The sequence below is a fragment of the Gordonia prachuapensis genome (assembly GCF_036350515.1).
GTDB lineage: Bacteria > Actinomycetota > Actinomycetes > Mycobacteriales > Mycobacteriaceae > Gordonia > Gordonia prachuapensis.
On record NZ_JAZDUE010000012.1, the window covers coordinates 135,445 to 155,815 of the forward strand.

21 protein-coding genes are annotated in these 20,371 nt (G+C 67.4%); 7 read left to right on the forward strand and 14 right to left on the reverse strand.

All coding sequences use genetic code 11. The features are described from left to right. Window positions 1-17: 17 nt before the first annotated feature. The 3 genes from V1Y59_RS15460 (at window position 18) to V1Y59_RS15470 (ending at window position 2,474) form a co-directional block, all read left to right on the forward strand. Window positions 18-434 carry a DUF7144 family membrane protein gene (locus V1Y59_RS15460; protein WP_330505846.1) on the forward strand — a complete coding sequence of 139 codons (417 nt, stop codon included), beginning with the start codon at window positions 18-20 and terminating at the stop codon, window positions 432-434. A 322-nt stretch (window positions 435-756) separates the two neighbouring features. Next, a complete protein-coding gene (locus tag V1Y59_RS15465) occupies window positions 757-1,383 on the forward strand; it encodes a lipocalin family protein (protein ID WP_330433748.1) in 627 nt (208 codons plus the stop codon). 32 nt (window positions 1,384-1,415) lie between these two features. Beyond that, window positions 1,416-2,474, forward strand: a complete 1,059-nt coding sequence (locus V1Y59_RS15470; protein WP_431309186.1) for an acyl-CoA dehydrogenase family protein — start codon at window positions 1,416-1,418, stop codon at window positions 2,472-2,474. Here V1Y59_RS15470 and V1Y59_RS15475 read toward each other — a convergent pair. From V1Y59_RS15475 to V1Y59_RS15485, 3 genes are all read right to left on the reverse strand, one after another. Continuing rightward, window positions 2,443-3,798 carry a dipeptidase gene (locus V1Y59_RS15475; protein WP_330505848.1) on the reverse strand — a complete coding sequence of 452 codons (1,356 nt, stop codon included), beginning with the start codon at window positions 3,796-3,798 and terminating at the stop codon, window positions 2,443-2,445. The genes V1Y59_RS15470 and V1Y59_RS15475 overlap by 32 nt on opposite strands. Before the next feature lie 58 nt (window positions 3,799-3,856). Further along, window positions 3,857-5,200, reverse strand: a complete 1,344-nt coding sequence (locus V1Y59_RS15480) for a DUF2252 domain-containing protein (RefSeq protein ID WP_330505849.1) — start codon at window positions 5,198-5,200, stop codon at window positions 3,857-3,859. Between the two features lie 136 nt (window positions 5,201-5,336). After that, window positions 5,337-5,519, reverse strand: a complete 183-nt coding sequence (locus V1Y59_RS15485) for a hypothetical protein (RefSeq protein ID WP_330505850.1) — start codon at window positions 5,517-5,519, stop codon at window positions 5,337-5,339. Between the two features lie 82 nt (window positions 5,520-5,601). Between V1Y59_RS15485 and V1Y59_RS15490 the strand changes: the two genes are divergently transcribed. Further along, window positions 5,602-6,552 carry a GlxA family transcriptional regulator gene (locus tag V1Y59_RS15490; RefSeq protein WP_330505851.1) on the forward strand — a complete coding sequence of 317 codons (951 nt, stop codon included), beginning with the start codon at window positions 5,602-5,604 and terminating at the stop codon, window positions 6,550-6,552. A 35-nt stretch (window positions 6,553-6,587) separates the two neighbouring features. On the opposite strand, the gene V1Y59_RS15495 is transcribed toward V1Y59_RS15490, so the two are convergent. The 4 genes from V1Y59_RS15495 to V1Y59_RS15510 all read right to left on the reverse strand — a co-directional run bounded on the left by V1Y59_RS15495 (window position 6,588) and on the right by V1Y59_RS15510 (window position 8,855). Continuing rightward, the gene (locus V1Y59_RS15495; protein WP_330505852.1) at window positions 6,588-7,061 is read right to left on the reverse strand and encodes a hypothetical protein; all 474 of its coding nucleotides are present in this window, start codon (window positions 7,059-7,061) and stop codon (window positions 6,588-6,590) included. Window positions 7,062-7,309: 248 nt separating this feature from the next. After that, on the reverse strand, window positions 7,310-7,789 hold the full coding sequence (locus V1Y59_RS15500) for a Dps family protein (protein ID WP_330505853.1): 480 nt from the start codon (window positions 7,787-7,789) through the stop codon (window positions 7,310-7,312). A 46-nt stretch (window positions 7,790-7,835) separates the two neighbouring features. Continuing rightward, window positions 7,836-8,270, reverse strand: a complete 435-nt coding sequence (locus V1Y59_RS15505; protein ID WP_330505854.1) for an organic hydroperoxide resistance protein — start codon at window positions 8,268-8,270, stop codon at window positions 7,836-7,838. Window positions 8,271-8,402: 132 nt separating this feature from the next. Next, a complete protein-coding gene (locus V1Y59_RS15510; RefSeq protein ID WP_330505855.1) occupies window positions 8,403-8,855 on the reverse strand; it encodes a Fur family transcriptional regulator in 453 nt (150 codons plus the stop codon). A gap of 238 nt (window positions 8,856-9,093) precedes the next feature. Between V1Y59_RS15510 and V1Y59_RS15515 the strand changes: the two genes are divergently transcribed. Further along, window positions 9,094-10,113: an isopenicillin N synthase family dioxygenase gene (locus V1Y59_RS15515; protein ID WP_330505856.1), complete on the forward strand. Its 1,020-nt coding sequence runs from the start codon at window positions 9,094-9,096 to the stop codon at window positions 10,111-10,113. Window positions 10,114-10,122: 9 nt separating this feature from the next. Then, window positions 10,123-11,457, forward strand: coding sequence for an amidohydrolase family protein (locus V1Y59_RS15520; RefSeq protein ID WP_330505857.1), 1,335 nt, complete (start codon window positions 10,123-10,125; stop codon window positions 11,455-11,457). 42 nt (window positions 11,458-11,499) lie between these two features. On the opposite strand, the gene V1Y59_RS15525 is transcribed toward V1Y59_RS15520, so the two are convergent. From V1Y59_RS15525 to V1Y59_RS15550, 6 genes are all read right to left on the reverse strand, one after another. Then, window positions 11,500-12,150, reverse strand: coding sequence for a hypothetical protein (locus tag V1Y59_RS15525; RefSeq protein WP_330505858.1), 651 nt, complete (start codon window positions 12,148-12,150; stop codon window positions 11,500-11,502). Window positions 12,151-12,172: 22 nt separating this feature from the next. After that, window positions 12,173-13,573 carry a hypothetical protein gene (locus V1Y59_RS15530; RefSeq protein WP_330505859.1) on the reverse strand — a complete coding sequence of 467 codons (1,401 nt, stop codon included), beginning with the start codon at window positions 13,571-13,573 and terminating at the stop codon, window positions 12,173-12,175. A 184-nt stretch (window positions 13,574-13,757) separates the two neighbouring features. Next, the gene (locus V1Y59_RS15535; RefSeq protein WP_431309182.1) at window positions 13,758-15,053 is read right to left on the reverse strand and encodes a lipase family protein; all 1,296 of its coding nucleotides are present in this window, start codon (window positions 15,051-15,053) and stop codon (window positions 13,758-13,760) included. A 62-nt stretch (window positions 15,054-15,115) separates the two neighbouring features. Then, window positions 15,116-15,607 (reverse strand): gluconokinase, encoded by a 492-nt coding sequence (locus tag V1Y59_RS15540; RefSeq protein ID WP_330505892.1) that lies wholly within the window; start codon window positions 15,605-15,607, stop codon window positions 15,116-15,118. A 21-nt stretch (window positions 15,608-15,628) separates the two neighbouring features. After that, window positions 15,629-16,651 (reverse strand): aspartate-semialdehyde dehydrogenase, encoded by a 1,023-nt coding sequence (locus V1Y59_RS15545; RefSeq protein WP_330505861.1) that lies wholly within the window; start codon window positions 16,649-16,651, stop codon window positions 15,629-15,631. Between the two features lie 2 nt (window positions 16,652-16,653). After that, window positions 16,654-17,919: an aspartate kinase gene (locus tag V1Y59_RS15550; RefSeq protein ID WP_330433752.1), complete on the reverse strand. Its 1,266-nt coding sequence runs from the start codon at window positions 17,917-17,919 to the stop codon at window positions 16,654-16,656. A 274-nt stretch (window positions 17,920-18,193) separates the two neighbouring features. On the opposite strand from V1Y59_RS15550, the gene V1Y59_RS15555 reads away from it, so the two are divergent. Beyond that, entirely contained in the window at window positions 18,194-19,459 is a 1,266-nt protein-coding gene (locus V1Y59_RS15555) for a hypothetical protein (protein WP_431309183.1), read from the forward strand. 80 nt (window positions 19,460-19,539) lie between these two features. On the opposite strand, the gene V1Y59_RS15560 is transcribed toward V1Y59_RS15555, so the two are convergent. Next, window positions 19,540-20,235 carry a TetR/AcrR family transcriptional regulator gene (locus V1Y59_RS15560; protein WP_330505862.1) on the reverse strand — a complete coding sequence of 232 codons (696 nt, stop codon included), beginning with the start codon at window positions 20,233-20,235 and terminating at the stop codon, window positions 19,540-19,542. Between the last annotated feature and the right edge of the window lie 136 nt (window positions 20,236-20,371).

The following is a 20,371-nucleotide window of genomic DNA, read 5'->3' on the forward strand; positions in this document are numbered from 1 at the left end:
ATCGGAAGGAAACCGCCATGAGCACGCCTGATCAGGAGATCGACTACGGCGTCAAGGAAGGCTTTGCGTTCGGCATCTCCATCGTCGCGGCCGCGCTGCTGTTCGTCGCCGGTCTCGTCGCTGTGTTCCAGGGGATCTCCGCGCTCGCCAATGACGAGTTGTTCGTCGTCGGCGCCGAATACGTCTATCAGTTCGATCTCACCACGTGGGGCTGGATACACCTGATCATCGGCATCCTGGCGATCGTCGTCGCCGGCGGTCTCGCCGTCGGCGCCGACTGGGCCCGGATCTCGGCGATCGTCATCGCGTCGATCTCGATCATCGCCCAGTTCCTGTGGCTGCCCTACTACCCGCTGTGGGCGATCCTGATCATCGCGCTCGACCTCATCGTTATCTGGGCGGTCGCGACCTGGAAGCCGTCGAACGTCGACTGACCGCCCCCCGCTGATCGAGTAGCGGCGCACCGCACGAGATCTCGATACGGCTCCTCGCTGCCGCTCGTCACCTACTCGATCACCGAGGGGAAGACCCGCGCCCCAACCGCTACTCGATCACCGAGGGGAAGACCCGCGCCCCAACCGCTGATCGAGTAGCGAGGAGAAGACCCGCGCCCCAACCGCTGATCGAGTAGCGGGCGAGCGACAGCGAGCACGCGTATCGAGATCCCGTGCGCCGACCCACGAGGAGAAGACCCATCCGACAACGGTGTGTCTCCGAATGGCCAGCGTTCATCCACTGACCGAACGGAGCCGCAAGATGCGCATCACCCGCACGATCCGACCCCTGTTCACCGTGCTCGTCACCATCGGCCTCGCCATCGGCGCGCTGGTCGCCGGCAGCGGCGCGGCGTCGGCCGCCCCGCTGCAGCCGATCCCGAAACTCGACACCGAGCGGTATCTCGGTTCGTGGTGGCAACTCGCGGCGATCCCGGCGTTCTTCAATCTGAACTGCGCCAAGGACACCAAGGCCAACTACACGGTGATCGATGCGACGACCATCGGCGTGGAGAACACCTGCACCACGTTCACCGGCCAGACCAACGGGGTCAAGGGCAAGGCCGACGTCGTCGACCCGGTGACCAACGCCCAGCTGTCGGTGTCGTTCCCGCAGGTCCCCGTGAGCATCAATCCGGGTGGCGCACCGAACTACATCGTCACCTGGGTCGGCGAGGGTGACACCCCGACCGATCCGTACGAATTCGCGATCGTCGGCGACCCGTCACGGCTGTCCGGTTTCGTGCTCTCCCGCGAGCCGGTCGTGTCCACGGCGACGCTGAAGATGCTGCGCGGCGAGGTCGAGAAGGCCGGGTTCAACTCATGCATCTTCCTGGTCTCCCCGACGACCGGGGGCCGCACCGACTACTCGCCGCTCTGCACGATCTGACCCTGCTCGGCCCGTAGGCTGGCCGGGTGAGCATCGACCCCGAGGCGCGACGCGCGCAGCTCGTCGAGAGCGCGTACCGCATCGCCGATGACATGCTCTTCCCGGCCGCCGCGGAGGTCGACCGCACCGGGGCCATCCCGGACTCGCACTGGACCGCGATCGCCGACGCCGGGCTGTTCGGCATCGCGGCTCCGGTGGAGTCCGGCGGCCCCGGCCTCGAGCTGTATCAGGTGCTCGAGATCCAGGAGGTGATGGCGAGCGGATGCCTGCCCACCGTGTTCGCCTGGCTGCAGCATCACGGCGTGGTGATCTCGCTGGCCGGCACCTCGAACGCCCAGCTGCGCGACGAACTGCTCGCGCCGACGATGACCGGCGAGCTGCGTGCCGGGGTCGCCTACGCGGGCGCGGTGCCGACCCCACCGCGCATGCGCGCCACGCGGGTCGACGGCGGGTGGCGACTGAACGGGTACGCGCCCTTCGTCAGCGGGTGGGGCGTCATCGATCTGCTCCAGATCTCCGCCCGCGATGTCGACTCCGACGATGTGATCGCCGCGATCCTGCCGGTCGACCAGCCGTCGTCGGAGATCGCGATGACTCCCCTGCATCTCGGTGTCGCGGATGCGACCCGAACGGTGGCGCTCGCGGTGGACGACCTGGTGGTGCCCGATGACCGGATCGTCAGCCGGATCGGCCACGATGATTTCTTCGCCACCCAGAAAATCGGGCTCCGGATCAACGGCACGCTGCCACTGGGCATCGTGCGGCGGTGCACCGCGATCCTCGACGAGATCGGGCACTCGACCGCGGCGCGGGGACTGCGGGAACGAGGCAGCGCGGTACGCGTCCGCCTCGATGCCGCGATCACCGACCACGACGCCCTCATCGACGCGCGCGCCGCCGGTGCCCAACTCGCCGTCGATGCCGCAGCGGCCCTCATCGCGGCCGATGGCGGGCGCGGACTGCTCCGCGGCGCTCACCCCGAACGGCTGGCCCGCGAGGCGATGTTCACCTTGGTCGCGGCGAGTCGCCCGCAGTTGAAAGATCTTCTCGTCGAACAGTTCAGCGCGCGGCCCGACGCGCATACTCTCTGAGGAACATCGCCTCGACGATCGCCATGTTCTCGATCTCGCCCGGATCGACGCTCTCGTTCGGCGCGTGGATGAGGCACGACGGCTCCTCCACACCGAGCAGCATGATCTCCGCCTCGGGGTAGGTTTCGGCGAAGACGTTGCACAGCGGGATCGACCCACCCTGGCCCATCAGCAGAACCTCGGAACCATAGGTTCGCTGCATCGCGTCGACCATCGTGTCGTACCCCGGCCCCGACGTCGTCCCGGAGAACGGCGAGCCGGAGGCCTCCGGCTCGATCGTGACCCGGACGTTCCATGGGGCCACCGAGGTGAGATGGTCGACCAGCGCCTGCTGAGCCACTTTGGCGTCCATGCCCGGCGGCACCCGCAGGTTGATGCGCGCACGGGCCCGGGGCTGCACCGCCGCCGACGACCCGACGACCGGCGGGCAGTCGATGCCGAGCACGGTCGCTGCCGGCCGCGCCCACACCATGTCCGCCACTTTCCCGGAGCCGATGACGTCGACACCGTCGAGTACGCCGGCGTCCCTGCGGAAAGCGTCGACCGGGTACTCGACACCGTCGAAGGTCTCCGTGGAATCCAGACCGCGGACCGTCGTGTTGCCGTTCTCGTCACGCAGGGAGGCCAGCATGGCGATCAAGGCGGCGAGTGCATCCGGCGCAGCACCGCCGAACATGCCCGAATGCATTGCCGAGGCAAGGGTTTCGACGGTCACGATCACATTGGCGACACCACGCAGGCTGGTCGTCAGACTCGGCCGCCCGATCTCGAAGTTGCCCGAATCGGCCACGATGATGGCGTCGGCGCGCAGCAGGTCGGGGTTGCGGGGGACGAAGTCCTCCATCCCGCCACTGCCCTGCTCCTCCGAGCCCTCGCCGACGATCTTCACGTTGACCGGCAGGTCACCCCCGAGGGCGCGCAATGCGGTGAGGTGTACCGCGATGTTGCCCTTGCAGTCGGCGGCGCCGCGCCCGTACCAGCGACCATTGCGTTCGGTGAGTTCCCATACCGGCGAATCCCATTCGTCGGCCCCGAGCGGCGGCTGCACGTCGTGGTGGAAGTACAGCAGGACCGTCGGCGCGTCGTCGGGACCCGCCAGATGCCCGGTCACCGCCTTGCTGCCGTCGGCGGTGACGTGGGACTCGACGTCGTCGAAGCCGAGCTCGCCGAAGGTGTCGAGGAGCCAGTCGACCATCCGGTCGCAGCCCTCGGGCGGTGTCCCGGTGGGATCGTAGACGGATTCGAAGGCCACCATCTCGGCGAGTTCGGACTGCGCCTGCGGCATCAGACCCTGGACCCGTTCGCGGAGAGCATCGTCGGTCATGTGCGCCTCTCGGTGTCGGACTCTCGTGGCGGAGCTGTCCACCACACCTTGTCACGACTCAGACGAGGTCGCGTGTCTCGATCCGGCCGCTGCGGATGGCGTCGAGCATCATGGCGTGGTCGCGCTCGTTGAGATCGGCGTAGGCGAGCGAGAAGTCGGCGATCGCGTCGGGAAAGGCCTTCGCCCCGGCGAGGTAGTCGGCGATGTCGAGGCGACTGCCGGTGCGCGCGTGCGCCTGTGCGAGCGTGCGACCACACAGTCGCGCGTAGAGTTTCATCTCCTCCTCGGTGAGCGCCTCGATGACCACCGACCCCTTGCCGTCCCGCAACTGCCGGACGTAGAAGTCCCGCTTCTCGCCGTTCTCGTCCAAGCCGGAGGTCCAGCCCAGGAAGAGGTCGCTGGCGGCCTGCAGCAACCGTTGACCCTCGACGACGCGCTGACCCTGGTTCGGGTATTGCTGCGTGGGGATGAAGTCGTCCAGCACCGACCTCTGCGCCTCTTTGACCTGCAGGAACAATGGATCGTCATTGCGGGCGCCGTGGAACAGCACGACCCAGCACCGCGTGCCGACACTGCCGACCCCGACCACTTTTCGCGCGACGTCCACCATCGCGAACTGGTCGAACAACGCCCGGATGTGGTCGGGCAACATCGAACGGTAGTCCCGCAGCCGCTGATCGACTCGGTCGGCCAGGACGTCGGCGTGTGGACCGTTGAAGATCTCGCTGACCGGGACCAGCAGTGGCGGGTCGCTGCGGAACCGGACCGTGCCGTCGTCTCCGATGGTGCAGAGCTTGCTCACCGATCGCACGCTGTTGCGATGCTGCGCCTTACGGAGTCCCCGCACCGCGCGTTCCTCCCGCGACGTGTCGAGCACGGAACCGATCTCGGTGATCATCTCCTGGGTGTCGACACGCGCGTACCAGCAGTCCATCGTCGACTGCTGCACGCTCGCAGCGATCCACTTCCGGTAGGACTTGGCGACTTCCCGCGCATGCTTGCGGGTGGCCTTCTCGCCGAACCCGTTCTGTCGTCCGGCGACCACGAAACTCGCCGCCAGTCGCTTGACATCCCACTCGAACGGCCCCGGCGCGGTCTCGTCGAAGTCGTTGAGGTCGAAGATCATCCGCCGTTCGGGCGTGTTGAACACCCCGAAGTTGCTCAGGTGCGCATCGCCACACAGCTGGGTCATCACCCCCGAGTGGGCGGTGGCCGCGAGGTCGGCGGACATCACCGCTGCCGCACCGCGGTAGAACGTGAAGGGCGTCGCCGACATCCGGGCGTGGCGGACCGGAATCAGTTCGGCCACACGCGATTGCGCCTGGGCGAGCAGGATGTCGATCGGGTCGGCGCGGTGCGCCGGATTGGGGCCGGTCGCCAGATCGTCCATGGCCATCGTCATCGCGGTCCTCCTGGTCAGGTGACGACGCGCGACGACGGCGGCGGCATTGCTGCGCCACACCGGGGTGAACGTCGGGGTGTCCTGGGTGAACCGAATTCTTGCACCCCGACCGGCGGTCCGCAGCCGGATCCGCCGATCAGGCGCTGTCGCGGTGCTGCAGATGATGCAGGACGACGTCGTCGTGCAGTCGTTGCGCCCCGGTGGAGCGGTCGAACCGAGGATGGAGGAGATCCGCCGGCCGCGACGCGGGTCGCTGGATGCGGATCGCGATCGGCGAGAGGACGAGGATCAGGAGCGCGAGAAGGATGAGAGCTGTCATGACAGAAAGTATGTTCTCGAAAACTTCACGCCATAAGTGGCTTGATTGACAATGCTCGCAAATTTTCTGCCATAGTGGTGACGTGCTTTCCAAGGTGGCCGTGCTGCTCTATCGCAAGGTCGCGCTGTTCGAGTTCGGCGTGATCAACGAGGTGTTCGGCCTCGATCGCACCGACGACGGGGTCCCGCCGTTCGAGTTCCTGATCGCGTCGCCCGAGCCCGGGGTCGCACTGAGCATCGGACATGGAGCGTCCGTGGTGCCGCCACACTCGCTCGACGACTGCCTCGACGCGGATCTGGTCGCGATCCCCGGTGGCAGTGTCGGCCCGGATTTCCCACCCGAGGTGCTCAAGACCCTGAACACCGTCGTCGACAACGGTGGCCGCGTGCTCACCGTGTGCTCGGGGGCGTTCGCCGCCGCGGCGGCCGGCCTCCTCGACGGCCGCCGGTGCACCACGCACTGGCGATTCGGTGCCGAACTGGCGCGGATGTATCCGAAGGCGATCGTCGACACCGATGTGCTGTTCGTCGACGACGGTCCGATCACCACCAGCGCCGGAACCGCTGCCGGGATCGACGCCGCGCTGCACCTGGTGCGCGAGGAGTTCGGACCCGAGGTCGCCAACAAGATCGCTCGGCGCATGGTCGTGCCGCCGCATCGCGACGGTGGTCAGCGACAGTTCGTCGAGGCGCCGATACCCGCGTGCGAATCCGACGGGTTCGCCGCCGTGCTGGATTGGATGGTGGAACACCTCGATTCCGACATCACGGTCGACGAACTGGCGGACCGGATGCACATGTCGACGCGCACCTTTGCGCGGCGGTTCGTCGACGAGGTCGGGGTGTCACCCCACCGCTGGCTCACCGAACAGCGCGTGCTGCACGCGCGTCGACTTCTGGAGACGACCACGTTGCCGGTCGAGGACGTCGCGGCCCGCGTCGGGTTCGCCTCGGCGACTCTGCTCCGCCATCACTTCAACATCGCCGTCGGGGTGACACCGACCGCGTATCGTCGTCGCTTCGCGGCGCGCTGATCAGCACCGCCGATCTCGCCGATCGTTCGCGACGTTCAGGCCTCCGCGGCGCGCTCCTCCGCGGCGGCGTACGACTCGGCAAATGACACACGGGGTGTCGTCGCCGCGTGGACGACCGCCATGGCCACGTAGGTGAGGGTGGCCAGCGCGAAGATCGCGGCGAGGACGAGTGCGGCGATCTGCACCACTGTGTGGAGAACCCCGTCGCCGGCCGCGGCCGCCAGGGCAGCGGCAACCGACAGGGTGACGCCGAGCAGCGCCCACGCGGCGCTACGAATCCGGGGACCGACCACCGATGCGTAGAAGAGTCGCTGGTAGATGGCGAGTTCGAACTCGTCCACCGACGCCAGGCGGACCTCGTCGCCCCCGGCGAGCTCTCGCAGTTCCCGGGCGAGTGCGGCGTCGCGCTGCAGCGTCGCGGTCTCGCCCTGTCGATATCTGACGAACGCGACGACCGCGATGGCCGCCGCGAGCAGTCCCAACCCCACTACCACTGCCCAACTGTCCACGCTGACACGCTACATGCGGCCGCCGTGGCGGAGTGTGCCCGGTCACATTGGTGGGTGCGGGGGGGGTCTCGATACGCCTCGGGCTCGCAAGCTCGCACGTGGCTACTCGACCAGCGGGAGGACCCCCGATCCCTGAGGAGATCCGGAGCCTGCGAAGGATCGTCACGAAGGGCTATCGCACGAACGCTCGAAATGACAACGCCGACACGACCGGGGCTGTCGGTCGTGTCGGCGTTGCGCGGGGCAGGTCAGACGGACTGGGCCTGCCACATCCAGTGGAGCTGCTCGAGCTTGGAGGCGATCTCGATGAGGAGATCCTGGCTCACCGGGTCGGTCTTCTCGGTGGCGTCGATCCGCTCGCGAAGACCGGCGATGACGGCCTGGAGGTTGTCGATGACCGCCGTGACGACGTCGCTGTCCTTGGTCCAGCCTTCACCAAAGCCCTTGGTGTTGGCCGTCTTCGCGACGGTCTCGGCGCGGCCGTCCGGGCTGACACCGATCGCGGTGGCGCGCTCGGCCGCAGCGTCGGTGAACTCACGGCTCACCGAGACGAGCTCGTCGAGCTCGAGGTGTACCGATCGGAACTGGCGCCCGATGACGTTCCAGTGCGCCTGCTTCGCGATCAGCGTCAGGTCGATGAGATCGACGACGGTGTCCTGCAGGGCCTTTCCGGTGACGGCCTTCTGTTCCTCGGTGAGGGTGCTGGTGATGGGTGTGCTGGTGGTCATCGAAAACCACTCCTTTCGTTGCGTGGGCTGTACGCGACGGTGTGGGTCAGACCCGCACCGTGATGTTGTGTTGGATGTTCCCCTTGGTCGCCTTCGAATACGGGCAGAAGGCGTGCGCGTTCTCGGTCAGCTCCTTGGCCTTGGCCTCGTCGACGCCGGGGATGTACGTCTCGATCGTGGCGACGAGCCCGAATCCACCGTCGGACTCGTCTTTGCCGATCCCGACGGTGACCGTGACCGTCGAGTCATCGGGGACCGGCGAGCCGGCCTGTTTCGAGGTGGCGCGCAGCGCCCCGAGGAAGCACGCGGCATAACCGGCCGAGAACAGTTCCTCCGGATTGCTGCCGTCTCCACTGCCGCCCATCTCCTTCGGCGGCTGGAGGTCGAGATCGATCTGGCCGGACTGCGACACGACCTGTCCGTCGCGGCCGCCTCCGGTCGCGGTGGAAGCGATGGTGTAGACGGGATCGATTGTTGCCATGTGATGTCTCCTCAGGTAGCTCAATCAGGCGATGGTCACGCCGATGCTTCACGTCTTCGGATCTACTGTCTTTTCAACGACTTCGATGGTTCGATGATTCCTCCGAGAACAGTCTCCTTGGTCACATCCTCTCTATACGGACGCTGAACCCGCTTCGGCAAGTGACGAATTCAGACACTTCGGGCACCGTCCCCAGAAGATCACCTCCGCCTCCTCGACTCGATAACCATGATCACGATCAGGCACCAGGCACGCGGTTTCTCCTACAGCGCAATCGATGTCGAGTATCTCGCCACATCCCCGGCAGATGAGGTGATGGTGATTGTCGCCGGTCCGGGTTTCGTAGCGGACAGGCGAACCCGCCGGCTCGATTCGGCGCAGCAGTCCACGATTGGTGCATGCACGCAGAACGTCGTACACGGTCTGCGTCGAGACCCCGCCCAGGTGCTCCCGCACCCCGGTTGCGACGAAATCGGCCGTCGAGTGCGGATGCGCATCGAGGATCTCGAGCACCGCCAGGCGTGGCGCGGTGACCCGCATCCCCGCCTCGCGGAGCCGTCGATGGAACTGATGGCTGTCCGACATGACTCCACCATAACGTCTTTTCTGGAACTAGTCCAGAAATTGGAGAGCTTCCAGAACCGTTAGGTGAGCCTGACCTGCGCGCTCGGTTCGCGCGGTCGGTGGGTGTCGCCTATGCTCGACTGCACGAGGCCGTATGTAGCAGCGGGTCAGAGTCCCGCTGTTCGCGTCCGCGATGTCCTCTCTCTCAGGTGTCGCGTCGAAAAGCGCATGCGGGCTCATCGTCACGAGAGAGATTGCCATGTCCGACATCAAAACCGTCACCGACGACCGCTCCGAGGGCGCAGCGGAGATGACCGAGCTCCACCGCGAGCGCGCCATGGGTGGATTGGGAACCGAGACCACCGACCGCGAGGTGCGCCGCATCAGCCTGGCCGACTTCGATGCCCGGCGGGGACAGATCGCCGACGAGCTCTGGTCCGCGGCAACCGATATCGGGTTCTTCCAGGTCGTCGACCACGGGATCGACCTGGCCGAGGTGAACCATGCGTTCGAGATGTCGGCGAAGTTCTTCGCCCTGCCGACGGAGACGAAGGCGCAGTATCCGCTCAAGAAGGGGCAGAACGCGGGCTGGGAGTACATGAGCCAGGTCCGCCCGTCGGTCGGCACCCCGGACCAGAAGGAGTCCTACCAGCTCACCCGACCACGGATGGACGGGCTCTGGCCGAGCGAGGACGAGCTGGCCGGATTCCGCGCCACCATCGAGGATTTCGAGCACAAGTGCTGGCGTCTCGCGATGGATCTGCTGAGTTGCTTCGCCGACAAACTCGGCCTCGACCGGGACTTCTTCACCCGCGCACACGACCCGTCTTCGAGCACCTACCAGAGCACCCTGCGGCTGCTGCACTACTACGCGTTCCCCGACGAACTGCTGGACGAGGACACCGCCTGGCGGGCCGGCGCACACACCGATTTCGATGCCCTGACGCTGCTGTTCCAGCGCTCTGGCCAAGGTGGGCTCCAGGTGTTGCCGGGCGCCGAGGCGCAGGGCCAGGCGTGGACGCCGGTGGAGCCCTCTGACGACGCGATCACCTGCAACATCGGCGACATGCTGATGCGCTGGTCCGACGACCGACTGCCGTCGAACTTCCACCGCGTGCGAGCGCCGCGTCGCGGCGAGTACAGCGGACCGCGCTACACGATCGCCTACTTCGCGCAGGCGAACACCGACGTCCTCATCGAGAGCGCCGCCGGCACCTACCCACCCATCACCGCAGCCGACTACATCGCGCAGCGCGTCGCGGCCAACTACGGCAAGTAGGTGCACACCGTGACCACCCCTGTCCGTACCGACCTGTCCACATCCCCGGCCTTCGCCGACGTCACGGTGTACACCGGGGGCGCCTGGCTCACTCATCAGGATGTCCATGTCGCCGACGGGGTGGTCACGGCCATCACCGACGCGGCCCACCCGGGCGACGGCAACGGCTACCTGATCCCCGGTTTCGTCAACACCCACACTCACCTGCAGCAGTCGTTGATGCGCGGTATCGCCGAGTGCACGCCGCTACTCGAATGGCTTCTCGCGGTAGGCGAAGAGTCGGTGGCGATCACCCCGCAGCGGGCCTATCTCGCCGCGGTCGCCGCGTCGCTGGAGGCACTGCGGTCGGGCACCACCACCGTCGTCGAGCACATGTGGCCGCATCCGTCCCCGGAGGTGCACGGCGCGGTCGTCCAAGCGTTGCGCGACACCGGAATCCGGGCAGTGCTCGGCCGGGGCGTCGCCGACCGACCCGATGCCACCCGGAAGTGGGGATTCGAGCCCCGGTTGATGCAGCCACTCGGTGACGTCCTCGATCACGTCGACCACCTACGTGCCCAGGTCGCCGATTCCCGCATCTCGATGGCGCTGGCCGTCCCCAACCCGCGGTCGGTGACCGAGCACGGGATGACGACACTGCGCGAGTTCGCCCAGAGCGGCGACCTCCCGGTCTCCATCCACCTGCTCGAGACCCCCACCGACGACCGGATGTGCCTCGAACACGCCGGCGTCGGCGCCGTGGAGTACCTGGACGGCAACGGATTCCTGTGGGACCGCGTGCTCGCGGTGCACTGTGTGGAGCTCGACGACGTCGGGCAACAGATCCTCACCGATCGCGGTGTGGCGATCTCGCACAACCCGTTGTCGAACATGCGGCTCGGCAGTGGGGTCGCCCCAGTCCCGGCGATGCTGGACCGGGGCATGATGGTCGGGCTCGGGGTCGACGGCGCGGCCAGCAACGACACCCAGGACATGCTGGAGACATTGCGGATCGCGGCCTATGTGCAACGGGCGGTGCACAAGCGGGCAGATCTGCTGGGCTTCGGCGAGATGCTCGACATCGCCTGCGGCGGCGCGAACGTCGCGCTCGGCCTGCCCGAGGTGATCGGCGGGGTGTGCACCGGGGTTCCCGCGGACCTGACGCTCATCCGGTTCGACCGCGACTACGCGACCCTGCCGGTCCGCGATCCGGGAGCGTCCCTGCTCACCGCGGGCTCGCCGCGGATCGTGGACACCGTGATGGTCGGCGGCGAGGTGGTGGTCGCCGACGGCCGGAGCACGCGCATCGACGAGGCCGAGTTCACGAAGGAGCTTCTCGCGCTCGGGAATTCTTCCGCCGGTTGAGTAGCGACGCGCGAACGCAGTGAGCCCGACGCGTATCGAAACCTACCGCGCGCGGAACATCTTCGTCGGGCGCATGCGCGTCGAATCGGGCAACCACTGATTCACGCCGCGCCGCACCGTGAACAGCCCCGCGATGATCAGCAACCCGAACTGCAGCCAGGCGATCACCGGCATCGCCGACCACACCTCCGGGTACTCGAAGAGCAGATCGATGCCGATCGGGATGCAGAGCAGGTTGATCACCACTGCGGCGAGGAAGAAGTTGCGGCAGGTGCGACTGTGCTGCGTCGCGGCGGCGACCAGCAACGCGTACTCGGCCGCTAGGAACACCACGATCATGACCAGCATGAACGGCGGGAAGAAGCCGGCCAGCGAGTCGACCTGTTCCTCGGGGCTCGCATTGTTGGGGTCGGCGACCACACCCTCGAGCAGCCGTACCCGCAGTAGGTCGGTGATCATCCCGAGGTTGACGAAGCCGTAGACCACGCTGACCAGTCCGGCGACCGCGGCACCCCACCACGCCACCCGCGCGTGCAGGCTCAACGCCACCGGGGGCGGGCCGGGATCACCGGGCGGGGGCGGGTACAGATTCGCGTCGTCGCGGTCGCGGGAACTGCGCTCGATGGCCGCCAGGTCCTCGGCGTCGAGTTCGGCCTGCGTCGGGATCCGATCCGGGTCGTCAGGGTCGGTCATGTGCCCGATTGTCCCACGGCCCTCACCGGGCGATCTTCAGCATCCGCCCGACGGTCGCCTGCCACAGAGTGCCGTCGCGCGCGATCGTCCCCGTCAGCTCCAGCGGTTCGTCGATCGGGCCGTCGCCGACCTTCAGCGTCCGGACCCGCTTGCCGGTGGCGAAATCGGTGGCCACGTAGTAGATCGGGCCGACCTGCTGGATCGAACCGGGAACGTAGGGTCCGTATCCCAGGGCGTGGATCAGGCCGTCGGCGCGCGACAGCCGCGGCAGCGTCGAGATGCGGTCGGAGTTCTCCCAGACCCGACGACAGCCCTGCTCGGACACGTCGATACGGGTCGAGCCGCCGGTGAACGGCGCGGTGGCGGGCACGCTCGGGCCGGTCACCGCCATCGGCGGGTACTGGTAGCCGTAGGTGCTGGGGATGACCAGGGAATCGCCCCAGGCCATGATCGAGTTCTCGGTGCCCTGTCCCGATGTGCCGAAGGCGGGCATCCGGCACACGGTGGCGCCTGTGTCGCTGTCGTAGACGATCAGATCGGGCCGATCGGCGTTGTCCACGATGGCCACCCACGCATCGCCGCCGGGCCCGAAATAGGTCGGCGTGGTTCCCGATCCCCAGGTCAGCTGGCCGGGTCGGCGCGCGTCGCCCCGGTCGTAGGTGCGTCGCCACACCGTGCGCGGCACACCGTCGTCGGCGGCCGTCATCTCGTAGAGTGCGTGCGTCGTCAGCACCGACGCGCTGTCGCCGCGCATGGTCAGCCCGTTGCCGAGTTCCTCACCGGCGGGCAGGCGCACCGACCGGACCCGCTTGGCCGCGTCCACCGTGCCCACGACGCCCCGGGTGGTCGCGAACCACACCCGTCCCCGTTCGTCGGGGGCGAGCCCGGTGATCGCGTCCCCCGCGGGGATGTGCCTGCTGACGTCGATCCGGTCATCGACGTACACCTGCCAACCGTCCGCGGTCCGCCGATGCGCCACCCGCAGGATCGCGCCCGAGCCGTCGGCGACGACGACCCGATCGCGACCGTCGAGATAGCCGTACACGCCGCCGAGCAATCCGCCCTTGGCCAGTTGCAGCCGAGCAAGCGTCGCCGCCGTGGCCGGGTCGAACAGCGTCACCGTCGGCACCACGACATCCGGCGGCGACGTCCCGACGAACTGTGTGCACAACGACACCGGCATCCCGTCACGTCCGACGAACGTTGCAGCGCACGCACCGCCGGGCACCGATGATGCCGCCAGATGTGCCTGCCGCCCCGGTCCCGGGAACGGCGTCGAATCGGTCGAGGCGAGGTCGCCGTGCATCAGGCTCGTTCCGGGAGGGCCCAGCGCGCCTTGAGCCTGCGCCGGCGCCGCCACCAGGCACAACGCTGCGGCTGCCACCGCCCCGACCACTACACCGACAACCGCCCCACGACGCATCCACCCCACCGGGTCATCCCATCACGTCGCCGCGGCTACGCGAGCCCGAACCGGGCTTTCTACTCCCGCTGAGAAAAAACTGAGAAATCCGCGTAGTGCGCTACGCGTGCCGACGACTCGTCCCCGGGCGGTCCACACCGAGATATCCCTCGCGTGGAACCGACCGGGGACGATCGGGCCGTGACTACCGGTTGAACTCGCCCAGCAGGAAGTTGGTCGCCGGCAACAGTGTGGTCAGCATGGGCAGCGCATGGTTGACGACCAGGCCCGGGAAGATCGGCGGGATCTCATTGGTCACCATTGCCACGTCGGCACCCTGGGCACGCCAGTCCTGATACAACTGCTTGACCTGGCCGTACGGAATGACATCGTCACTGATGGCACCCTCGAGCAACACCGGCGCATTCGGCTTCAGCCGACCGATCCGCTGATCGGCCACCGCCTTCTTCGCAATGGGTGTCCGATCGATGACCGCCGACAACGACTCGCCGGTCCGCGTCCACCGAGTCGTGCTCTGGAACCCGAAGGCGAGTCCCGTGTCGCCGATGCACTGGGTCGCCACCTGCGACAGCACCCGCCGGCCTTCCTGCGTGGTCTCGCGGTCGAGCACCGGCCGCAGGGCGGGGTAACGCGCCGTCAGGCCGTTGATCGCGTACCCGATGCCGCCGACGATGAAGGTGCCGTCGATGCCCTTCGTCACCTTCGCCAGATCGGCGGGCGGTGCACCCGCGTACGTGGCCCGCACGTTCAATTCGGGTGCGTATGTCTCGGCCATCTCGGCGGCGGATGCGGCCGCGCCGCCTCCCTGCGAATAGCCCGAGAATCCAACGGGCGCATCAGCCGGGGCGCCGGACAGACGCAACGCCGCACGGGCACCGTCGAGCATCGCGGCGCCGGACTCGCGACGGTTCACATAGGTGTGGACGCCCGGGGTACCCATGCCGATGTAATCGGTGATGAACACCCGCACACCGTTGATCAGCATCAGATTGAGCTCGAGAGCCGTGTAGTTCACCGCGATACTGGGTTTGGTGGGATCGATGGCCAGCGGGAAGTTCATCATCTTCGATCCGGCGCACTGATCACCTTGGCCCACGGTTCCGGGGCCCAGCACCACGGTCGGGCGCTGCCCGCCGCCCTGCCAGGGCGCCGTCGGCTCGACGAGCGTGCCGGTCACCGGAGCGGGTGTTCCGTCCTGGTACTCGGATGTGTACATGACCCGGGTCGCCGTGCCCGGCCATTGATTGCCGACACCGGGAATCTGGAGCAGCAGCGGGCTGGCTTCGCTGCGGATGACCGATCCGGGCTCGGAAGCGAATCGCGCGGGCGGTGTGTAGAAATCGCCTGCGGCGCCGGCTGTCGGAGCCATGGCCACCAGGCCGGCCCCGACGAGCACCATCCCGGTCGCCGTGGCAACCAGGCGCCGAACCGTTCCGGGTCGGCGCCGACCCAAAGAAATGTTCCCCCAGTTTTGTCTCATGAATCAGTAAGCTACCGCACAGTAACCTGGACGCGTGACCGGGGTCATGGCTTTCGCCAATCTCAATCAGTGAGGAGTGCCTCGACTGCCGCCGACACGATCTCGTCGACGTCGAGAGCGACGTCGAGGGTCAGACCCGGCTCGTCGGCGGCCAGGGGTTCGAGATCGTCGAACTGTGAGGCCAGCAGACCTGTCGGCATGAAATGCCCGGTCCGGTCCGCCTGTCGTCGGCCGATGAGTTCCCGTGACCCGGACAGATGCAGGAACCAGGTCGTCGGCGCGGCGGCGCGCAGTCGGTCGCGGTAGGCGCGTTTGAGGGCAGAGCACGCCACCACCCCTCCCCTGGGCTCGGCAAGCCTGCGCCCGACATCGTCGAGCCATGGCCATCGGTCCGTGTCGTCGAGCGGGTGGCCCGCCTTCATCTTCGCGACGTTCGCGGGCGGATGCAGATCGTCGGCGTCGATGAACTCGACGGCCAGGCGTTGCGCCAGAACCCGACCGACGGTCGACTTGCCCGAACCCGAAACGCCCATCACGACAACAGGTGTCGTGATGGGCGTGGTCACCAGGAAACCTCAGACCAGCAGTTCGGCGATCTGGATCGTGTTGAGCGCAGCGCCCTTTCGGAGGTTGTCGCCGCTGACGAACAGTGCGAGACCACGTCCGTCCGGAACACCCGGATCCTGCCGGATTCGGCCGACGAGCGAGTTGTCCTTGCCGGCCGCCGCCAGCGGGGTCGGCACGTCGGAGAGTTCCACTCCCGCTGCAGCGCCGAGGATCTCCTGCGCCTGCTGCACCGACATCGGGTTGGCGAACTCGGCGTTGATGGACAACGAGTGTCCGGTGAACACCGGCACGCGCACGCAGGTGCCGCTCACCAGCAGCTCCGGCAGCCCCAGGATCTTGCGGGATTCGTTGCGCAGCTTCTGATCTTCATCGGTCTCGCCGGAACCATCGTCGACCAGCGAGCCGGCCATCGCGAGCACGTTGAACGCGATCGGCGCGACATACTTGTCCGGCGCCGGGAAGTCGACGGAACTGCCGTCGTAGACCAACTTTTCGGCGTCTCCGACCACGGCGCGGGTCTGCGATGCGAGTTCCTCGACACCGGCGAGTCCGCTACCGGACACCGCCTGGTAGCTCGAAACGATCAGGCGCTGCAGCCCGGCCGCGTCGTGCAGCGGCTTGAGCACCGGCATCGCGGCCATCGTGGTGCAGTTCGGGTTCGCGATGATGCCCTTGGGCGGGTTCTTCGCGAGCTCACCGTTGACCTCCGAGACCACCAGCGGCACATCGGGATCCTTGCGCCACGCCGACGAGTTGTCGATGACGGTAGCGCCGGCGGCCGCGAATCGCGGTGCCTGCTCCTTGGACATGGTCCCGCCGGCCGAGAACAGCGCGATGTCGAGTCCCGAGGGGTCTGCGGTGGCCGCGTCCTCGACGACGATCTCGCCGTCGCCCCACGGCAGCTTCTTGCCCGCCGACCGCGACGACGCGAAGAAACGCACTTCGTCGGCGGGGAACTTGCGCTCGGCCAACAGGGCTCGCATGACGCCACCGACCTGACCGGTCGCGCCCACAACTCCGATGGTGGTCATGTCTATCGCCCCGTTCCGCCGTAGACGACGGCTTCCTCGTCGCCACCGAGATCGAAGGCGGCGTGCAGAGCCCGCACTGCGTCATCGAGTTCGGTGTCGCGGCACAGCACCGAGATGCGGATCTCCGAGGTGGAGATGAGCTCGATGTTGATGCCCGCGTTGCTCAGCGACTCGCAGAAGGTGGCGGTGACGCCGGGATGGCTCTTCATGCCCGCACCGACGAGCGACACCTTGCCGATGTGGTCGTCGTAGAGCAGATCGGTGAAGCCGATCTCGTCCTTGAGCTTGGTGAGCTTCTCCACGCCGAGCGGGCCGAGCTCGCGCGGCAGGGTGAAGGTGATGTCGGTCTTGCCGGTGTCCACCTTGGACACGTTCTGCAGGACCATGTCGATGTTGATCTCGGCGTCGGCGACCGCGCGGAAGACCTTGGCCGCGTAGCCGGGCTTGTCGTCGAGACCGACCACGGTGATCTTGGCTTCGCTGCGGTCATGGGCGACGCCGGTGAGAATGGCTTCTTCCACGGGAATGTCCTCCATCGATCCGGCCACCAGTGTGCCGGGTTTTGTCGAGTACGACGAGCGCACATGAACAGGGGTGTTGTAGCGGCGCGCGTACTCCACGCAACGCAGCATCAACACCTTTGCGCCGCAGGCGGCGAGTTCGAGCATCTCCTCGAAGGAGACGGTTTCGAGACGCTTGGCATCGGGCACAATGCGCGGGTCGGCGGAGTAGACACCGTCGACGTCGGTGTAGATCTCGCAGACATCGGCCTTGAGAGCCGCCGCGAGCGCCACCGCCGTGGTGTCGGACCCACCGCGCCCGAGCGTGGTGATGTCCTTGGTGTCCTGCGCCACGCCCTGAAAGCCCGCGACCAGAACGATCTTGCCTTCGTCGAGCGCGCTGCGGACGCGGCCCGGCGTGACGTCGATGATCTTCGCCGAGCCGTGGCTGCTGGTGGTGATGACACCGGCCTGCGAACCGGTGAACGACTGCGCCTGCGCGCCGAGCGAGCTGATCGCCATCGCGACCAGAGCGTTGGAGATGCGCTCACCCGAGGTGAGGAGCATGTCCATCTCCCGCGGCGGCGGGGTCGGGTTGACCTGCTGCGCGAGATCCAGGAGTTCATCGGTGGTGTCGCCCATGGCGGAGACCACCACGACGACATCGTTGCCCTGCTTCTTGGTCTCGACGATGCGCTCGGCGACTCGGCGGATCCGCTCGGCCGTAGCGACCGAGGAACCGCCGTATTTCTGCACAACGAGTGCCACGTCGACCACCTTTCGGGGGTTGTCGGAAAGTGCATCGCCCCAGTTCGGGGTCGCTCGACGTTGAGCGTCGGGGCGAACCTTAGCGGGGATCACCTTACCGTCGGTGACCTTCTTGCCCGAATCGGCCACCGGCGGCGCGGTGACGGTGGCCACATTTTCGCGGGCCTGGAGGACGTGGTTCGACGGCGATTTCCTCGGGCCGGATGTGACCGGTTCTCCTCCGCCCGGCGGGTGTGGTGGTCGCAACTACACGCGTCGCCCTACCATCGCTGAGGTGGCCACCGGAACCGACGTCGGTGCATCCGCACGCGACGGGCGCGCGCCGCGGCGCACCCGGACTGCACCTGCCGAGCCAGCCACCGTCGGCGCAAGGATCCGCGACCTGAGCGCGCGCCCGGCGGTGCGCGCGTGGGTCGAACCCATCGTCGTCTTCCTGGTGATCCGCGCCATCGGTATCGCGATGCTCGCGCGATTCGCCCAGCTGCGGGAGACCACACTCGGGGATTCCCTCGGGCTCTGGGACGGCCAGTGGATGATCGCGATCGCCGAGTACGGCTACCGCCACGTTCCGTTCACCCAGACCGACGCTCGAGGACTGCATACCCCCGACACCGCCTACGCCTTCTTTCCCGGCTACCCGATGCTGGTCGGCGCGGTGGCGAAACTTCCGCTCATCACTCCGTACGGGGCGGCGATCACGGTCAACGTGGTCCTCGGCTGTGTGGCGGCCGTGGGCGCCGCCCGGATCGGCGCGATCTGCGCCCGGATGATGGCCGATCGGTCGCCGATCGGGCCGGCCGATCCGCGGCGGACCGGACTGTTGCTCGCCGCACTGTTCGCCGCCACCCCGATGTCGGTGGTCCTCAACATGGCCTACACCGAGGCGCTGTTCTGCGCACTGGCGGCGTGGGCTCTGGTCGGTGTTCTCGAACGACGGTGGCTGCTCGCGGGGATCTGCGCGCTCCTGGCCGGGGCGAGCCGGCCGACCGCGGTGGTGGTGATCGGCGTGGTCATGCTGGCCGCGATCCTCGCGCGGCGGGACGGATGGCGGGCCTGGGCTGCGGTGGCCATCAGTCCGCTCGGCTACCTCGGCTACCTGGCGGTGGTGTGGGCCCACACCGGGTCACCGACCGGGTGGTTCCGCATCCAGACCGAGGGCTGGGGCACCGAGTTCGACATGGGCCGGGCCACGTTCGACTTCGTCAACGATGCACTGGTGCATTCGGGCGAGGTCGCCCCGGTCGCGACGGCGTGGATCATCATCGCCACGCTGGGGATGTTGGTGGTGGCGGTGTGGTCGCGGATGCCATGGCCGGTGCTGTTGTACGGCGTGTTGGTGGTCGCCTCGATCGCATTGTCCAGCGGGCTGATGATGTCGCGGGCCCGGCTGCTGCTGCCGGCCTTCGTGCTGCTCATTCCGCTTGCGATGGTGATGGCCCGGTGGCGTCGAGGAGTTGCCATCGCGACGCTGGTGCCGATCGTCATGGGCAGCGCCTGGTTCGGCGCGCACATGCTGACGGTGTATCCGCACGCGATGTGATCGGCGTCGGTGACCAGGATCAGCATCCTCAGGCGACGCCGAGGGGATAAACCCCTCGGATGGCCCTCACGGTGCGGTTTTCAGTCACCGTTCGCGTGGCCTTGCGCTTCGAACCCGTCACACAGGTAGGCGATGCCGTCGTCGAGTCGGGCTCGCGGATCGACCAGCCGTGCGGCTGCCGTCGTCTGCGACAGTGCGGAGAGGTGCGGTGCGAGATCCTTGGATCGTCCGCCGATCAGGTCCGCCAACCCGTCGGGGCCCTCGGACGGCTTCTCCGCGCGGAGCAGGTCGTCGCTGACCGCGACCAGCGCGACGCCGTGCACGTGACTCCACACCGTGAGTGCCATCCCGGTGGCCTCGACGAGGTCGACACCGAGGTCGAGGAAGCCGGCCGCGAACCAGTCCAGGCAGCGCAGTGATTCGTCGCCGAAACTGTGCCGCGGCGACGAGTAGGCCAGGACCACCCAGGGGTGGCGCTGATACAACTCCCAGTCGATGTCGACCACGACCTGCACCCGGTCCCGCCATGTCCACGGTCTCGTGTCGGTGACCGGATAGGGGAAGCGGCGGCCGATCTCCTCGGACATCTCCTGCAGCAACGCGTCCTTGTCGTCGACGTGACGGTACAGGGACATGGCACCCACGCCGAGATCGTCGGCGATCCGGCGCATCGACAACGCACCGATGCCGTCACGGTCGGCCACCGCGATCGCCGCATCGACGATCGCCTCCAGGGTCAGCCTCAGGCCTGCAGAGCCCCTGTCGGCAGGCGCCACCCGCTACTCCTCTCGTCGATCGTCCGCACGCACCGGACCTGCGGGAATATTTCGGTTGCGTACAGCGTACCCATGTCCGTACCGTCGATGCGTACGGCGTACGCGGCCTCGATGCCACCGCCGTCGAAGCATCGTC

Excerpts from the sequence above, each read along its gene's own strand:
- V1Y59_RS15460 (WP_330505846.1), top strand. The coding sequence starts at position 18 with ATGAGCACGCCTGATCAGGAGATCGACTACGGCGTCAAGGAAGGCTTT.
- V1Y59_RS15465 (WP_330433748.1), top strand. The coding sequence starts at position 757 with ATGCGCATCACCCGCACGATCCGACCCCTGTTCACCGTGCTCGTCACC.
- V1Y59_RS15475 (WP_330505848.1), bottom strand. The coding sequence starts at position 3,798 with ATGACCGACGATGCTCTCCGCGAACGGGTCCAGGGTCTGATGCCGCAG.
- V1Y59_RS15480 (WP_330505849.1), bottom strand. The coding sequence starts at position 5,200 with ATGACGATGGCCATGGACGATCTGGCGACCGGCCCCAATCCGGCGCAC.
- V1Y59_RS15485 (WP_330505850.1), bottom strand. The coding sequence starts at position 5,519 with ATGACAGCTCTCATCCTTCTCGCGCTCCTGATCCTCGTCCTCTCGCCG.
- V1Y59_RS15500 (WP_330505853.1), bottom strand. The coding sequence starts at position 7,789 with ATGACCACCAGCACACCCATCACCAGCACCCTCACCGAGGAACAGAAG.
- V1Y59_RS15505 (WP_330505854.1), bottom strand. The coding sequence starts at position 8,270 with ATGGCAACAATCGATCCCGTCTACACCATCGCTTCCACCGCGACCGGA.
- V1Y59_RS15510 (WP_330505855.1), bottom strand. The coding sequence starts at position 8,855 with ATGTCGGACAGCCATCAGTTCCATCGACGGCTCCGCGAGGCGGGGATG.
- V1Y59_RS15515 (WP_330505856.1), top strand. The coding sequence starts at position 9,094 with ATGTCCGACATCAAAACCGTCACCGACGACCGCTCCGAGGGCGCAGCG.
- V1Y59_RS15525 (WP_330505858.1), bottom strand. The coding sequence starts at position 12,150 with ATGACCGACCCTGACGACCCGGATCGGATCCCGACGCAGGCCGAACTC.
- V1Y59_RS15530 (WP_330505859.1), bottom strand. The coding sequence starts at position 13,573 with ATGCGTCGTGGGGCGGTTGTCGGTGTAGTGGTCGGGGCGGTGGCAGCC.
- V1Y59_RS15535 (WP_431309182.1), bottom strand. The coding sequence starts at position 15,053 with ATGAGACAAAACTGGGGGAACATTTCTTTGGGTCGGCGCCGACCCGGA.
- V1Y59_RS15545 (WP_330505861.1), bottom strand. The coding sequence starts at position 16,651 with ATGACCACCATCGGAGTTGTGGGCGCGACCGGTCAGGTCGGTGGCGTC.